This window comes from Azospirillum sp. A23, from assembly GCF_042938965.1.
GTDB classification, from domain to species: Bacteria; Pseudomonadota; Alphaproteobacteria; order Azospirillales; family Azospirillaceae; genus Azospirillum; species Azospirillum melinis.
In genome coordinates this window covers 168936-184197 of sequence record NZ_CP170663.1, presented here as the reverse complement: position 1 = coordinate 184197, position 15262 = coordinate 168936, and the positions used below count along the sequence as shown (strand labels likewise).

At 67.9% G+C, this 15262-nt stretch carries 11 protein-coding genes and 3 pseudogenes; 5 read left to right on the top strand and 9 right to left on the bottom strand.

The window, feature by feature from the left end; translation table 11 throughout:
* Nucleotides 1–43 precede the first annotated feature (43 nt).
* Nucleotides 44–1699, bottom strand: a complete 1656-nt coding sequence (locus ABNQ40_RS00770; protein WP_109048639.1) for a HAMP domain-containing sensor histidine kinase — start codon at nucleotides 1697–1699, stop codon at nucleotides 44–46.
* Nucleotides 1696–2388, bottom strand: coding sequence for a response regulator transcription factor (locus ABNQ40_RS00765; RefSeq protein WP_109048638.1), 693 nt, complete (start codon nucleotides 2386–2388; stop codon nucleotides 1696–1698). The genes ABNQ40_RS00770 and ABNQ40_RS00765 overlap by 4 nt, the downstream gene beginning before the upstream one ends.
* A gap of 137 nt (nucleotides 2389–2525) precedes the next feature.
* Here ABNQ40_RS00765 and creD point away from each other — a divergent pair, with 137 nt between their 5' ends.
* Both creD and ABNQ40_RS00755 read left to right on the top strand, forming a co-directional pair.
* Complete coding sequence (gene creD / locus ABNQ40_RS00760; RefSeq protein ID WP_247879643.1) at nucleotides 2526–3869, top strand: cell envelope integrity protein CreD; 1344 nt, start codon at nucleotides 2526–2528, stop codon at nucleotides 3867–3869.
* Nucleotides 3866–5248 (top strand): glycoside hydrolase family 3 N-terminal domain-containing protein, encoded by a 1383-nt coding sequence (locus ABNQ40_RS00755; RefSeq protein WP_391345320.1) that lies wholly within the window; start codon nucleotides 3866–3868, stop codon nucleotides 5246–5248. Before creD ends, ABNQ40_RS00755 begins: the two co-directional genes overlap by 4 nt.
* Here the strand turns inward: ABNQ40_RS00755 and ABNQ40_RS00750 are convergent.
* Nucleotides 5217–5618, bottom strand: a pseudogene (locus tag ABNQ40_RS00750) (LysR substrate-binding domain-containing protein); the annotation flags it as partial. The gene ABNQ40_RS00755 and the pseudogene ABNQ40_RS00750 overlap by 32 nt on opposite strands.
* 65 nt (nucleotides 5619–5683) lie before the next feature.
* On the opposite strand from ABNQ40_RS00750, the gene ABNQ40_RS00745 reads away from it, so the two are divergent.
* Entirely contained in the window at nucleotides 5684–6283 is a 600-nt protein-coding gene (locus ABNQ40_RS00745) for an NADPH-dependent F420 reductase (protein WP_109048633.1), read from the top strand.
* Between the two features lie 46 nt (nucleotides 6284–6329).
* On the top strand, nucleotides 6330–6731 hold the full coding sequence (locus ABNQ40_RS00740; protein ID WP_109048632.1) for a nuclear transport factor 2 family protein: 402 nt from the start codon (nucleotides 6330–6332) through the stop codon (nucleotides 6729–6731).
* Nucleotides 6732–6965: 234 nt separating this feature from the next.
* On the opposite strand, the gene ABNQ40_RS00735 is transcribed toward ABNQ40_RS00740, so the two are convergent.
* Nucleotides 6966–7928: an AraC family transcriptional regulator gene (locus ABNQ40_RS00735; RefSeq protein ID WP_109048670.1), complete on the bottom strand. Its 963-nt coding sequence runs from the start codon at nucleotides 7926–7928 to the stop codon at nucleotides 6966–6968.
* Nucleotides 7929–8029: 101 nt separating this feature from the next.
* On the opposite strand from ABNQ40_RS00735, the gene ABNQ40_RS00730 reads away from it, so the two are divergent.
* Entirely contained in the window at nucleotides 8030–9226 is a 1197-nt protein-coding gene (locus tag ABNQ40_RS00730) for an MFS transporter (RefSeq protein ID WP_109048669.1), read from the top strand.
* A 128-nt stretch (nucleotides 9227–9354) separates the two neighbouring features.
* On the opposite strand, the pseudogene ABNQ40_RS00725 reads toward ABNQ40_RS00730, so the two are convergent.
* The 5 genes and pseudogenes from ABNQ40_RS00725 to ABNQ40_RS00705 form a co-directional block, all read right to left on the bottom strand.
* Nucleotides 9355–9557: pseudogene (locus ABNQ40_RS00725) on the bottom strand (hypothetical protein); the annotation flags it as partial.
* A 123-nt stretch (nucleotides 9558–9680) separates the two neighbouring features.
* Nucleotides 9681–10277, bottom strand: coding sequence for a hypothetical protein (locus tag ABNQ40_RS00720; RefSeq protein WP_109048668.1), 597 nt, complete (start codon nucleotides 10275–10277; stop codon nucleotides 9681–9683).
* Between the two features lie 214 nt (nucleotides 10278–10491).
* Nucleotides 10492–10626 (bottom strand): annotated as a pseudogene (locus tag ABNQ40_RS00715) (IS6 family transposase); the annotation flags it as partial.
* 128 nt (nucleotides 10627–10754) lie between these two features.
* Complete coding sequence (locus ABNQ40_RS00710; protein WP_158285546.1) at nucleotides 10755–13952, bottom strand: efflux RND transporter permease subunit; 3198 nt, start codon at nucleotides 13950–13952, stop codon at nucleotides 10755–10757.
* A gap of 12 nt (nucleotides 13953–13964) precedes the next feature.
* Nucleotides 13965–15206, bottom strand: coding sequence for an efflux RND transporter periplasmic adaptor subunit (locus tag ABNQ40_RS00705; RefSeq protein ID WP_247879647.1), 1242 nt, complete (start codon nucleotides 15204–15206; stop codon nucleotides 13965–13967).
* Nucleotides 15207–15262: the final 56 nt, after the last annotated feature.

The window sequence follows — 15262 nt, the reverse complement described above, 5'->3', positions numbered from 1 at the left end:
AGGGCGGGGCCACCATAACGCTGTGCGGCGCCCGGCGGAATTTTTACCTGAGTGGTAGGACCCGGCGCAGGGCGACCTCGAACAGGGCGCCGCGTTCGGAGGGCAGCAGGGCGATGCTGCCGCCATGCGCCTCCACCAGTCCCCGCGCGATGGTGAGGCCGAGACCGGTGCCGCTGCGGTCGCGCGCGGTGGTGAAGAAGGGGACGAAGACCCGGTCTGCGTTCGCCGGCGAGATGCCCGGCCCGTCGTCGGCGACCCGCAGGATCGCCCGCCCGCCCTCGGCCCGCAGGGTGACGGTCACCCGCGCGTCCGCGCCGGCATGGTGTCTCGCATTCTCGATCAGGTTCGCCAGAACGCTTTCCAGCGACTCCTGACCCATGGCGACCGGCAGCGACGCCGGCAGGGACGTATTCGCGCCATGGCGCCCGGCCAGACGGGCGGCGACCGGAACGGCGTCGGTCACCGCATCGTCGGTCACGGTCATCACGTCGGCACGGGCCAACTCCAGCAGGCGGCGGACGAGGCGGGACAGCCGCCCGGCCTCGGCGTCCATGTTGGCGAGGAAGCGGTCCCGGTCTTCGGGAGGCATGCTGTCCATATGGTCGCGCAGCAGCTCGACGGTGCCGCGGATGGTCGTCAAGGGCGTCTTGAACTCGTGCGAGACATGGGCGGCGAAGTCGCGGATATAGTCGGCCCGCTCCTCAAGCGTCCTGGCCATCCGGGTCAGCGCGTCCGACAGTTCGGCGACCTCGCGCACCACCGGGCGGGGCAGCGGGACCATCACGCCCCGTTCGCCGTCCGCCGTGCGTTTCGCCAGCTCCGTGACTGCCCGGAGCGGGCGGGCGATGGCGACCGTCCCCAGCCGCGCCAACACACCCACCGACACCAGCAGCAGCACCGCCAGCCCGGCGAGGTGCCAGCGCTTGCCGTAGAGGGTGTCGGCGATGCTGCGCGGCGTGCGCGACACCACCACCACGCCGACGACGCGCCCGTCGTCGAGCACGGGCTGGGCGGTGAAGACCCGTACCGACCGGCTGCGGTCCGGCACGGCCGGGCTGTCCGAACCGGACCGGTAGCCGATTCTCTCCTGGCCGGGGCGGTCATGGCTCGTGCGTTCGCGCAGGACGCTGGCTGCCTCGCCGGCCAGGGCGCGGCGGACCTCGTCCTGCCGTTCCAGGGACAGCCCCATCTCCTCGCCGGTGCTGGCGACGACCACCCCCTGGCGATCGGTGACCCTCATACCGGCCAGGGTGATGCGCTGCGCGTCGCGCAGGATCGGGCCGAGCGTCGATCCGGCAATGGCGGCGGACGGGTCGCTCGCCGCCGCCGGGACCGGATCGGGGGCGGGGGGAAGGATCGGATCCTCGGCCAGATCGAGGCTGGCGAAGCGGGGCGTCCAGGGCGGATCGAAGCCCGGCGGGCGTGTCCAGGCCGGATCCACCGGGGGGCCGAGTTCCTCCGCACGTCCGCCGGCCCGGCGCCAGGCGTCGCGGTAGAAGGCCGCGACCACCCCGGCCTGGGCGATCAGTTCGGATTCGGTCTGGCGGATCAGGGCGCTTTCGTAGAGACGCAGGATCCACAGGCCGCTCAGCGGCAGGACCAGTGCCGCCACCGTCATCACCAGCAGAACGGTCGCAATCGACGGCCGCCGTCCGGATGACGACTTCCCGGACGGCGACCTCCCGAACGGCGATTTCATCGGCAGTCCGACAGCTTGTAGCCCAACCCATGCACGGTTTCGACGGGAGCGCCGCCGACCGCCTGGAATTTGGCCCGGACCCGACGGATGTGGCTGTCGACCGTGCGGTCGGCGACATAGCGTTCGGTGGCATAGGCGCCGTCCATCAGGGCGTCGCGGCTGAACACCTTGCCCGGCCGGTCGGCGAGGGTGCGCAGCAGGCCGAACTCGGTGGCGGTCAGCACCACCTCCGTCTCGTCCCAGAAGGCGCGCACGCCGTCCAGGTCCAGCCGCAGGCGGTTGTGGCGGAGGACCGGGGCCGGACCCTCCGGAACCGGCGGCTCCGGCGGGACCGTCCGCCGCAGCACCGCCTTGACCCGCGCCGTCAGCTCGCGCGGCGAGAAGGGCTTCGTGACGTAATCGTCGCCCCCCAGTTCGAGGCCGAGAATCCGGTCGATCTCGTCGTCGCGCGACGACAGGAAGATGATGGGGACCCGGCTGTCCCGGCGCAGCCGGCGGCAGACCTCGGTGCCGTCCATCTCGGGCATGCCGATGTCGAGCAGGATCAGGTCGGGGAAGTCCGCCTGGGCCAGCGCCAGCCCCTGGACGCCATCCCCGGCCTCGACCACGGCGAAGCCCTCCCGGTTCAGGGCAAAGCGGACGATGTCGCGGATGTGGGGATCGTCGTCGATCAGCAGGATCTTGGTCATGGCTGCGCAACCCTACCCGATAATCTGCACAAGTTCTGCACGGAGATTCCTTCCCGCCTGCACGGCCGCGTCATCGCTGCTGCATGCCGGGACGCCACGCTGGGAACCTGCTTCCCATCCCCTCGTGGAGTGTCCGAATGACCGTGCCGCCCGATTCCCCGGCCAATTCCCCGCCCGCGCGGCGCAATCGCCGGTCCGCGAAGTTCCTGCAGATCGTCCTGCTTCTGGCGGTGACCCTCGTCGCCGGCCTGCCGGTCTCCGGCATCATCGGCGAACGCTCCGACCGGCAGGCCGAGATGCAGGAGGAACTGGCGCGGAGCTGGAGTCCGGAACAGACCGTGCGGACGCCGGTCCTGGCGGTGCCCTATCTCGCCGCCGACGGCAAGACCCGCGGTTACCTGAAGATCGCGCCCGCGACCCTGGCGACGCAGGCGGCGCTGGTGCCGGAGCGCAAGAGGCGCGGCCTGTTCTCCGCGACCGTCTACACCGCGGCGCTGGAGATGACCGGCAGCTTCGCGGTCCCGTCCGCGTCCAGCCTGGAGAAGCTGGTCGGGCGCGGCGGCTCCATCTCCTGGCAGGACAGCGTCTTCCTGCTCCAGGTGTCGGGGCTGGCCGGCATGACGGCCGAGGACCGCGTGGTCTGGAACGGAGAGACCGTCCCCTGGCGAGGGTGCCAGGAGCTGGTCGCCCGCGCCGAGGACTGCTGGGGCGCCGCGCTCGCCGCCCGTCCGACGATGGCGGCGGCCCCCGCCACTAACCTGGAGATGAGGTTCCAGGCGACGGTGACGCTGCGCGGCACCGGAGCCTTCCACCAGACCCTGGACGGCCGGCAGGCGACGGCGGCCATCAAGGCGCCGTGGCCGACCCCGAGCTTCGTCGGCACCGTGCTACCGTCCGACCCGACCGTGACCGCCGATGCCTTCGAGGCGCGGTGGAACGTCTCCGACTATTCCAGGCCGCCGCTCCGCTCCGATGCGGCGCTGCTGGACTCCGCCGATGCCCAGTATCTCCCCTCGGTCGGTGTCGAGCTGCTGGAGGCGGTTCCCACCTACCGCATGATCAACCGCGCCTCGAAATACGCCAGCCTCTTCGTCGTGCTGTCCTTCACGGTCTATGCGCTGTTCGAGCTTCTCTCCAGCGTGCGCATCCACATCGTCCAGTATGGCCTGCTCGGGCTGTCGATGACGCTGTTCTCCCTTCTGCTGGTGTCCTTCGCCGAACCGTTCGGCTATGTCGCCGGCTACTGGATCAGCGCGGCACTCGTCCTGGTCCAGGCGACGGCCTACACTGCGGCGGTCACCCGTCGCGCCGGTCCGACCCTGGTCTTCGCGGCGGCGCTGGGGGGCCTGTTCGCCTTCCTCCACCTCCTCATCGGGCTGGAAAACTACTCCCTGCTGGTGGGGACGGTTGCCCTGTTCCTGGTCCTGTCGGCGGTCATGGCCGTCACCCAGCGCGTGGATTGGCAGGGAGAGGAACCGTGAGGGCTTTTGCCTGGTGGGTTGGTGGCCTGCTGCTGGCTCTCGCCGGTGCCAACATCCACGATCCCTACCTGACCCCGGTCAAGGGCTGGTCGTTGCCCCTGATCGCGGCGGCCGGGCTGTGCGGCCTGCTCGCCCTGCGACGGCCGGGCGTTCGCCGGCGGCCGATGCTCGCGCTGCTCTGGCTGGTCGTACCCCTCTGCACGGTGGGGGCGGAGGCGGTGTTCCAGATCCGCAAAGTGCATGTCCTGGCGATGCAGGAGCCGCTGGCGGTCGAGCTGGGACAGCACTTCATCGTCGGCTACCGGCGGGTCGAGGAGGTCGAGGCGCTGGCGGCGCACGGGCTGATCGGCGGGATTTTCGTGTCCCGCCACAATCTGGCCGGACGGTCGGCCGAAGCGCTGCGCGACGAGATCGGCCATTTGCAGGAGATCCGGTGGCGGGCCGGGCTGCCGCCGCTGGTGGTGGCCGCCGACCAGGAGGGTGGCATTGTGTCCCGGCTGTCGCCCTGGCTGCCGCATCGCCCGGCCCCGGCGGCACTGGCCGGCCTGCCCTCCGACGAGCGCCGGGCCGCCGCGCGCGCTCTCGGGCAGGCGCATGGGTGGGACCTGCAGTCGATCGGCGTGACCGTCAACCTCGCACCGGTCCTCGACCTGCGCCGCGACCGTCCGCCCGATCCGCTGGATTTCCACAGCCTCATCGCCCAGCGGGCGATTTCCGAGGATCCGGACGTGGTGGCCGACGTCGCCGCGGCCTATGCCAGGGGCGTCATCGACGGCGGCGTCCGGCCGACGGCGAAGCATTTCCCCGGGCTGGGTCGGGCGCAAAGCGACACCCACCATTTCCGCGCCGTCATCGCCGAATCGCGCGAGGTTCTGGAAGCGACCGACTGGTTGCCCTTCCGCCGCGTGCTGGCTGCCGATCCGCAGACCCTTCTGATGGTCGGCCATGCCATCGTGGCGGCCGTCGATCCTGACCGGCCGGCCTCCCATTCGCGGCCGCTGATCGACGGGGTGATCCGCCGGAATTGGGGGTTCGACGGCCTGATCGTCACCGATGACATGCTCATGACGCCTGTCTATCAGTACGGGCTGTGCCGGGCTGTCGTCGAGGCGTTCAACGCCGGCGTCGATCTTCTGCTGTTCGCGCTCGACGGCAGCCAGTTCTACCGGGCCATGGCCTGTGCCATGGATGCCGGGAAGCATGGCCGGTTGGATCAGGCCATGCTGACGGCGAGCGATAGCCGCTTGCAAGGCTCCGGGCGGTCCGGACCGATGAGCCGTGATCTCGGACGTTGGTGCAAAATAGCCGGGCCGGCGGTGTGCGGGAGGGCTTCTTCCGCGGCAGCAATTACCCCAAACTTCCGGCAAAACGCTCGGTAAGACGGTCCCGGCGGAACAGGTCGAGCAGCGTGTCGATGAAAACCCGTGTCTTTGCCGGCATCTGGGCCCGGCTCGCATAGTAGAGCGAGATCGCGCCTGCGTCCGCGTACCACCGGGGTAGGAGGCGTAGCAGATCGCCTCGCTCAAGATGCTGAAGCACGTCCGGTACGGCGAGAAGCGCAACGCCCAGCCCGAGCAGTGCCGCCTCGCGCATGGCGGCCGGATCGTTGACAACAATGCTCTCCGGCAGCATCGCCGGCAGTTCGACACCTGCCGCGTCACGCATCGCCCATTGGCGCGCACGGCCAGTGTGGACGGAGCGCATGACGATTCCCTAGTGCTCCGCCAGTCCGGATGGATCGACCGGCGCGACCCTCACCGTCGACGGCGGCCAGATCGCCTGATCCCCATTCCTTCAAAGCAGGAGCATGATCCATGACCAGCATCGGCATCATCGGCGCCGGCAACATCGGCCGCGCCATTGCGACGGCTCTCGCCGCCAGAGGCATCGCCGCCATTATCGCCAACAGCCGCGGCCCGGAGACCCTGGCAACGCTGGCGGCTGACCTCGGGCCGTCGATACGGGCGGGGACGCCGGCCGAGGCGGCGGCCCAGGACATGGTGTTCGTCGCGGTGAACTGGTCGAAGCTGCCGGACGCACTCGCCGGTTTGCCCGACTGGGCGGGGCGCATCGTCGTCGACGCCAACAACCCGATCGAGGCACCGCTGTTCAAGCCCGTGCCTCTTGGCGACCGGTCATCCTCGGAGGTGGTCGCCGGTCTTGTCCCCGGTGCGCGGCTGGTGAAGGCGTTCAACCATCTCCAGCCGCATCTGCTTTCCGGCGATCCGTCCGGCGATGGCGGCAAACGCGTGCTGTTCTATTCGGGCGACGATGCCGACGCCAAGGCCCGGGTGGGCGCTCTGATCGACCGTCTCGGCTTCTTCGGCATCGACCTCGGCTCGCTCGCCCTCGGCAGCCGCCTGACCCAGTTCCCCGGCGGACCACTCCCCGCTCTGAACCTGGTGAAAATCTGAACCGTTCCACGGCGGCCGGCAGGCCGCTCCAGCAAGGGGAAGCACAATGTCCAATGCGGATCACACGGCGCATTCATCCGAAGAACCGGACTACAACCGCCTTCTGCGCTCGAACCTGGAACACGTCTTCAATGAGCGGGACGCCGGGAAGCGCGCCGCAGCCATCGCAGAGCTCTTCGTGGCCGAGCCGATCATGTACGAACCGACTGATATCGTAAGGGGACGTGCGGCCATCTCGGAGGTCGCGGGCGCTCTCCTGGAGCGGTTCGGACCTGCGTTTCGTTTCCAGCCGCAGGGCGACGCCGTGGGCCATCACGGTCTCGGATATCTTTCATGGAAAGCGGGTCCGGCCGATGGCCCGGTTGCGGTCACGGGAAGCGATGTGGCGGAAGTCGTCGATGGCAGGATCGCCAGACTGTGGGTGCTGCTCAACCCGGCGAAAACCTAAGCTGGACTTTGCGCATTGTGCCGGGAAGCAGACGGCCTGCAAAAGGCGGTTGAGAATGGGATCCGGCGGCTTCGCGATCTCCTGGCGAAGGGCTGCCGATGAGAAAGCTGTTTCACGCCATAGCTGGACGCATACCGTCGGGCTCTGTTCCAAAGTTGGCCAAGTCACCCGCGAGGACGTGCGGGACCGGCTTGCGAAAGGAGCTGCCCCCACTTGATCCTGATCGTGCCGGTGCTATGATTCCGCACTGCGCGAGGCGCCCGGCGAATAGCCCATGATGCGCTTGAAGGCACGGCTGAAGGCGGCCTGCGAGCCGTAGCCGAGCCGATGTGCGGCGGTTTCGATCGGCAGACGCTCCCGGCCGATCCACTGGGCGGCAAGCCGCATCCGCAGCTCCGTCACGTAGCGGACCGGGGTCACGCCGGTCACCTCCAGGAAGCGCTCCGCGAAGACCGAACGCGAGGCGCCCATCTCCGCAGCCAGTTCCGCCACGGTCCAGTTGCGGCCGGGATCGCGATGCAGCGCGGTGATGACGCGGCCGAGCCGCGGGTCGCGCAGGGCGTCGATCCAGCCGCGCGCATCGCCGCAACCGCATTCGACCCAGCCCCGCACGATGGAGGCGGACACCACGTCGGCCAGCCGCGCCAGGATGCCGGCATAGCCGGCGCGCTCCGCCCGCGCCTCCCGCTCCATCGCCTCCAGCATCGGCAGGATTTCGGGGTAGCGGTCGAGCAGGGTGCCGACCTGCATCACCTCGGGCATCAGGCCGACCAGCGGCTGCATGGCGCCAAGGTCGAACTCCATGCAGCCGCTGAAGATCACCGCATCCTTCGTCCGGCAGCTGTCCGGCGGGCAGGATTCGAGTGCACCGACATTGCCGCACAGCGGTGCCGTCGCGAAGCTGGCGACGTCGCGGGCCGGCAGTTCCGGCGCCGACAGCAGTTCGTGCGCGCCGCCGCGCGGCAGCAGCACCGCATCGCCGGTGTCCAGCGAGAAGGTGTCGCCGGCGAGCAGCCTCAGCACGACCGGCCCGCGGGCGATGAAATGGAATTGCGCCCGCCCTTCCACCGTCCCGAAGCCGATGCCGAATGGAGGGGCGACCTGCATGCGGCGGTACTGCACGCCGGTCAGCCGCATGCCGAGCAGAAGCTCGCTGACGAGGTCGGTGGTGGGAGGGAGACGGGGTGAGTCGGGCATATCAGGACTATCGATCAAAAGATACGGACGTTATGGCATGGATCGTCCGGAGACTCCATTCTATTCTGCGTCGCAGCATAATCTTCCTGTGAGGACAGACCATGATGGAACCTGTGAGGCAGGCCGGCACCGCGCCGGCGGAGCCCGCCTGGGGTGCCGTCTTCTCCCTGACGCTCGGCGTGTTCGGACTGGTAACGGCGGAGTTTCTGCCGGCCAGCCTGCTGACGCCGATGGCGGCCGACCTGCATGTGACCGAGGCGATGGCCGGCCAGGCCGTCACCGCGACTGCCGCGGTGGCGCTGGTCGCCAGCCTGCTGATCTCCGCCGCGACCCGCCGAATCGACCGGCGCCATGTGCTGCTCGCCTTTTCGGCGCTGCTTCTGGTGTCCAACCTGGCGGTCGCCTTCGCCCCCGACCTACTGTCGCTGCTGGTCGGGCGGGTGCTGCTGGGGGTGGCGCTCGGCGGCTTCTGGGCCATGTCGGCCGCAATCGCCATGCGTCTGGTGCCGGAGCCGATGATTCCGCGGGCCTTGTCGATGATCTTCAGCGGCGTGTCCGCCGCCACCGTCTTCGCAGCCCCGGTCGGAAGCTATCTGGGCGACCTGCTCGGCTGGCGCGAGGTGTTCCTGATGGCGGGCGGGCTGGGGCTGGTGGCCTTGGTGGCGCAGGTTCTGACGCTGCCGCGCATGGCGCCGAACGGCCACACCAGCCTCCGCACCCTGGGCGAGGTGATGGCGCGGCCGGGCGTCGGGCTCGGCATGGTGTCGATCATCCTGGTCTTCACCGGGCATTTCGCGCTGTTCACCTATGTCCGACCGTTCCTGGAGACGGTGACCGGCGTCGGCGTCAGCGGCGTGTCGGGCATTCTGCTGGGCTTCGGCGTGGCGAACTTCGCCGGCACCTATCTCGGCGGCGCGCTGCTGGCGCGCAGCATGCGGCTGACCCTGACGGTCATGCCGCTGACCATGGGGCTGCTCGGGCTCGGGCTGGCCGCGCTGGGCGGGTCGCCGAGCGTGGCCTCGGTGCTGATCGCGCTGTGGGGCGTCGCCTTCGGCGCCGTGCCGGTGGCCTGGTCCACCTGGATCACCCGTACCGTGCCGGACGAGGCGGAAAGCGCCGGCGGCCTCTTCGTCGCGGCGGTGCAACTCGCCATCGCCACCGGTGCGGCGGTGGGCGGCGCCATCTTCGGCGTCAGCGGCGCCGGCGGGGTCTTCGGCGCCAGCGGAATCGTGCTGCTGCTGGCCGCCCTGGTCGTGATGGGTGGCATGCGGGCGCGGGCAGTCGCTGTCGCCCCCTGATCATCTCCGTCAGGCGCCCGTGGATGGACCTGCCGCTGTCGCGCCCCGTCTCCAAGACGGCAGGTCCCCCGTCCCACCACCACCGCATTGTACCCGGAGAACCGCCTCTCGCTCGGTTCGATACCCGCGACATCGACGATGACGGCGTGGTCGAGGTCGAGGTCGAACAGGTAGTCGGTGGCGTAGGCGAAGAAGGCATGGCCCTGAACGCATAGCGCTTGTGCGCTCCCGACCATTGCGCGGCCGGATCCGAGCGCGAGACGAACTTGGGCTTCACCTCGCTGGCGGCCCCCCAGGCAGCCTCGTCCAGCGTGTCGAGATATTCCCGGACCTAGCGCCGGGTCGCCGCCATCGTCTCCCGGTCGACCTCCTCCGATCCCGCCTATCGTCGTCTGCCTTTCCAACTGGCGGATGGGCATCGAACTCCATGCGGCAAGCCGGACCACAGACTGTTCTATGACGTGACGTCGATAACGATTTTACCGAACGGTCCCCGGTCCAGACGGTCGAATGCTGCAGGAAGATCAGCGAGCGGATGGCGCGAATCGACGACAGGCTTGATGCCCGTTTGATCGATCGCACGGACGAACCGTTCCAGCGCCCTTCTGCTGCCGGTTCCGATCCCGTGGATCGTGATGTCCTTTATCATCAGGGGCATCGCCGGTGCCTGGATGTCCCAGCCGTCGAGCGCGCCGCGTTCGGAGGTGAGCCTGTAGACGGTTTCCATCCAATCACTCCCAGCGTCGATGAAGTGGTCGGCGCCGAGCGCCGTCGCGCGCGTCTCGCAGTCGGGCTGACCGCAGACCATCACCCTGGCACCATTGGCCTTGGCGATCTGCAGTCCGAAAAGGGCGACCCCGCCCGTGCTGGGGATCAGAACCGTGTCGCCTGCCCGCACCCCGGCCCGTTCGACAAGCGCGAACCAGACCGTGAGACCGGCGACCGGAAGCGTGCAGGCCTGCCACGGCTCGAGCGTTTCGGTCGACGGAACGAACCACTCTTCCGGCATGGCGACATACTCGGCAAGCACACCCGGATAAATGCCGCCCAAGGTTTGATACGCAGAAGCGCACTCCCCGACAGTTCGCCACACTGTCCGCCACCCCACTCTGGAGATTGCCTCCCCGGACAATCCGATTGTCGGGCGGTGCTCCGGACGAGTAGGAATGCCGGCAGAGACGGGAGCGCTCCCTTGTATGACAGCACCGGTGATGATGGCGGGCGCGGTATGACCAGGAATGCCCGGTGGACAGAAGTGATTACGTGACCCCACGCTGCCCCAGCATCTCCTCGACCATCCGCAAGCTCGGCGGAAAGCGGAAGTCCGGGTACACCGCGTAGCTGATCACCTCGGCAGGGAAACGGTAGCCGGCGTAAATCGGGTCGGGACATCGGGCCAGTGCATCGGGTCGGGGAGCGTCGTCATGCCGGCCCCATACCGTCACCCGGGCGCCCCTGCCAGCGCGAACTTGACGGTGCCATCGGCGCCGCGGAGCTTCCCTAAGCCCCGCTTTGCCCTGATACGCTGTCATTCTCCAGGCTGATGCCGCGTCTGCAGACCAACCTCTTCCTTAGCGACGGGATGCTGGTTGACCGCCAAGGGTCTGCTGAAGAGACGGCGGATGACCGTGTAGAACACCGGGGTGAAGATCAGGCCGAAGATGGTGACGCCCAACATCCCCATGAACACCGCCGTGCCCAGGGTCTGTCGCATCTCCGATCCGGCTCCTTGCGCGATCATCAGCGGCACGACGCCGAGAATGAAGGCGAGAGAGGTCATCAGGATCGGACGAAGCCGTGTACGCGCCGCCTCCACTGCCGCCTCGAAGCGGTTCTTCCCCTCGAAGAGTTCGTTCTGGCGGGCGAATTCGACGATGAGGATGGCATTCTTGGCAGCAAGACCGACCAGAACAACGAAGCCAACCTGGGCCAGAATGTCGACAGCCATGCCACGCATCATCAATCCGGTCACTGCCGCCAACAGACACATGGGCACGATCAGGATGACCGACAGCGGCATGGTCCAGCTCTCATACTGGGCCGCAAGCACCAGAAAGACGAACAGCACCGACAGCCCGAAGACCATCAAGCCGCTGTTTCCAGCAGCCTTTTCCTGATAGGCCAATTCCGTCCACTCGAAACCGAAACCGTCCGGCAGCACCTCGGCGGCGGCCTTTTCCATGGCGGCCAGGGCGTAGCCGGTGGAGAAGCCGGGAAGCGTGTTGCCCTGCAGCTCCGCCGCCGGGTAGAGGTTGTAGCGGGCGGCACGGTAAGGGCCGGTGATGTCGGTCAGGGCAGCCACCGCACCGATCGGAACCATCTCGCCGCGCTCGTTGCGCGTCTTCAGATTGGCGAGGTCATGCGGGTCCTGGCGGAAACGGCCGTCGGCCTGCGCGGTGACCCGGTAGGTGCGGCCCAAGAGATTGAACTCGTTCACGAAAGCCGAGCCGACATAGATCTGCAGCGCCTCGAACACCTGATCGGCGGTCACCCCCAGCATCTCCGCCCTTTGACGGTCGATATCGGCGTAGATCTTGGGGGTCTTGGTGTTGAACAGCGTGAACACGCCGACCAGCCCCGGAATCTTGTTGGCTGCGGCGGACAGCTCCGTCACGGCCGCATCGAGTGCCGGCAGGCCGCGGCCCCGCTTGTCCTCCACCATCATCTTGAAGCCGCCGGCATTGCCGATGCCGCGGACCGGCGGCGGCGGGATGGTGATGATGAAGGCGTCTTCGATCACGGCCAGCCGCTGCCTCAGATCGGCCAGAACCGCATCGGCGGAATGTCCGTCCCTGATGCGATCCTCGAAGGGGGCAAGGGTCACAAAGATCGCCCCGGCGTTCGGCGCATTGGTGAAGGTGGCGCCATCGAAGCCGGCGAAGGGAACGGCATGGACGACCCCGGGTGTCTTCAGCAGCACATCCACCGATTTGCGCACCACCTCGTCGGTCCGGGCGAGCGAAGAGCCCGGCGGCAGCTGCACCACGGTGATCAGGTAACCCTGGTCCTGGTTGGGAATGAAGCCGGTCGGTGCCCGGTTGAACTGCCAGCCGGTCAGTCCGAGCAGCAGCAGATAGACCGGCAGGACGATGAAGGGCAACCGCACCAGCCGCCGCGTCAGTCCGGCATAGCCGTTGGACAGCCGCTCGAACCCGGCGTTGAAACCGCGGAAGAAGGCGGCGACCGGCCGCATCGGCAGCGACGGCTTGGCCGGGTGCTCCTCGTGGGGTTTGAACAGCAGGGCACAGAGCGCCGGGCTGAGCGTCAACGATACGAGGCAGGAGATCACCGTGGCGCTTGCGATGGTCACCGCGAACTGCCGGAAGAACTGGCCGGAAATGCCGCTGACCAGAGCGGCGGGAACGAACACGGCGGTCAGGACCAGAGCGATGGCGATCAGTGCCCCGCCAACCTCGTTCATCGTCTCGTGCGCGGCATCCTTGGGCTTCATGCCGCGGCTGATGAAGCGCTCCACATTCTCCACCACGACGATGGCATCGTCGACCACGATGCCGATCGCCAGCACCAGACCGAACAGCGACAGCGTGTTCAGCGAATAGCCCAGCGCCGCCAGCACGGCGAAGGTGCCGACCAGCGACACCGGAATGGCCAGAATGGGAACGATGGAGGCGCGCCAGGACTGGAGGAACAGGATGACGACGACGACGACCAGTACGACGGCCTCGTAAATCGTCTTGTAGACCTCCTCGACCGACTGGGCGATGAACTCCGTGGGGTTGTAGACGACATCGTAGCGCATGCCGGCGGGGAAGCCCTTGGAGAGGTCCTCCATCGTCGTCAGGATGCGGTTGGCGGTTTCCAGGGCGTTGGAGCCGGGCCGTTGGAAGACCACCAGCGGCACCGCGGACTGGCGATCGAGGTAGGCGTTCAGGTTGTAGTCCTGGGCGCCAAGCTCGATGCGGGCCACGTCGCGCAGACGGGTGACGGCGGTGCCGTCGGTCTTCACGATGATGTTGCCGAATTCGCGCGCATCGGTGAGACGGCCCAGCGTTTCCACATTCAGCTGGAACGCACCGGGGGTCGGAACCGGCGGCTGGTTGATGACGCCGCCCGACACCTGGACGTTCTGCGCCTGGATGGCGCGGACGACGTCACCGGCGGTGAGCCCGCGCGCCGCCACCTTGTCGGGGTCGAGCCAGACGCGCATGGCATAGTCGCGGGCACCGAACACCTGCACGTCGCCGACGCCGTCCAGACGTGCCAGCACGTCCTTGATCTGCAACAGCGCGTAGTTCGACATGTAGAGCTGGTCGCGCTCCCCACCCGGCGAATTCAGGTGGATCACCATCAGCATGTCGGGCGAATTCTTGCGCACGGTCACGCCGATGCGCCGCACCTCTTCCGGCAGCCGCGGCTCGGCGACGGCAAGCCGGTTCTGCACGAGCACCTGGGCGGTATCGAGATCGGTGCCGAGCTTGAAGGTGATGGTCAATTGCAGACGGCCGTCGCTGGTCGCCTGCGAGGTCATGTAGAGCATGTTCTCGACGCCGTTGATCTCCTGCTCCATCGGAGCGGAAACGGTGTCGGCAACCACCTGCGCCGAGGCGCCGGGATATGTCGTGTTCACCACGATGGTCGGCGGCGCGATCTCGGGATACTGCGCGACTGGCAGGGTCAGGTAGGCAAAGATGCCGATGAGCGTGATGACGATGGACAGGACGGCCGCGAAGATCGGCCGGTTGATGAAGAAGTGCGAGATGTTCATGACGGTCGCCCCTCACCCGGCCGGCGGTTTCTGCGGCTCGATTTTTGGCGGCTCGATTGGCCCCTCCCGCGGCGTCACCTTGGCGCCGGGCCGGGCGCGGACCAGCCCGTTGATGATCACCCGGTCGGTGTCCGCCAATCCGGACCGAACGATGCGCAGACCGTTTTCCATCGGGCCGAGCCGCACCGGCTTGGGCACCACGGTGCCGTCGTCGGAGACCGTCAGCACGATCTTATTGGCCTGGTCGCTGACCACCGCCTGGTCCGGGATCAGGGTCGCGGTATAGCGGTCGGACCCCGGCAGGCGCAGACGCCCGAACTGACCGGGCGTCAGGACATTGTTGGGGTTGCGGAAGACGGCGCGCGCCCGGATGGTACCGGACCCGGCATTCACCTGATTGTCGACGAAATCGAGCGTGCCCTTCAGCGTCCAGTCGCGCTCGTCGAACAGGCGGGCTTCAACCTCGATGCCGCCGTCACGCTGCGAGCGCAGGGTCCCTTTCTGAGCGGCACGGACATAGGCGAGGAAGTCGGCCTCGCTCATGTCGAAGGTGAAGTAGATCGGGTCGAGGGAAACGATGGTGGTCAGCGGCGTCGCCGCCCCGGCTTCGCCGCCGGCGATCAGATTGCCCACGCTGACCTCGCGGCGGCTGATGCGGCCGGCAAGCGGCGCCAGGATGCGCGTGAAGCTGAGATTCAATTCGGCAGTGCGGACGGAGGCCTTGGCGACTTCGACCCCGGCGGCATCGACGCGGACCTGCTGCTGCCGCTCATCGTAGACGCTGGCGGCGACATTGTCGCTACGCCGCAGTTCGGCCGCACGGGCCAGTTGACGGTTCGACAGATCCAGCTTGGCTTCGGCCTGCTGCAGTTCGGCCCGGACCGAGGCGAGCGTCGCCTCGAAGGGGCGTGGGTCGATGACGAACAGCAGATCGCCGGCTTTTACCATCTGGCCGTCACGGAAGTTGACGGAATCGAGATAGCCGCTGACCCGGGCACGGATCCCCACGGAATCCACGGCCTGGAACTGGCCTGTGAATTCATCCCATTCGACGATGTCCTTGCGCAGCGGCCGGCTGACCGTCACCGGCGGTGCGCCAGCCCCGGCCGCCTGGGCATGGGCCGGGCCTGGCCCCCCGGCATTTGCGCCGGCCAGCCACAGGCAGGCAATCGCAAGGATGATTGGAGGCAGTCTGCCGATACCGGCCGCCCGTGGCCGGACCGGAACGGCACTGGCAGCCATTGCTGCAATCATGGAACTCCCCCGGCCATTGGGAGGCCGATTCCGGGATCGCAATGACAGTAATCGAC

What these genes read in the sequence shown, in the direction of transcription:
- ABNQ40_RS00770 (WP_109048639.1), bottom strand. Translation starts at nt 1,699, where the DNA reads ATGAAATCGCCGTTCGGGAGGTCGCCGTCCGGGAAGTCGTCATCCGGA.
- ABNQ40_RS00705 (WP_247879647.1), bottom strand. Translation starts at nt 15,206, where the DNA reads ATGATTGCAGCAATGGCTGCCAGTGCCGTTCCGGTCCGGCCACGGGCG.
- ABNQ40_RS00710 (WP_158285546.1), bottom strand. Translation starts at nt 13,952, where the DNA reads ATGAACATCTCGCACTTCTTCATCAACCGGCCGATCTTCGCGGCCGTC.
- ABNQ40_RS00730 (WP_109048669.1), top strand. Translation starts at nt 8,030, where the DNA reads ATGATGGAACCTGTGAGGCAGGCCGGCACCGCGCCGGCGGAGCCCGCC.
- ABNQ40_RS00765 (WP_109048638.1), bottom strand. Translation starts at nt 2,388, where the DNA reads ATGACCAAGATCCTGCTGATCGACGACGATCCCCACATCCGCGACATC.
- ABNQ40_RS00735 (WP_109048670.1), bottom strand. Translation starts at nt 7,928, where the DNA reads ATGCCCGACTCACCCCGTCTCCCTCCCACCACCGACCTCGTCAGCGAG.
- ABNQ40_RS00745 (WP_109048633.1), top strand. Translation starts at nt 5,684, where the DNA reads ATGACCAGCATCGGCATCATCGGCGCCGGCAACATCGGCCGCGCCATT.
- creD (WP_247879643.1), top strand. Translation starts at nt 2,526, where the DNA reads ATGACCGTGCCGCCCGATTCCCCGGCCAATTCCCCGCCCGCGCGGCGC.
- ABNQ40_RS00740 (WP_109048632.1), top strand. Translation starts at nt 6,330, where the DNA reads ATGTCCAATGCGGATCACACGGCGCATTCATCCGAAGAACCGGACTAC.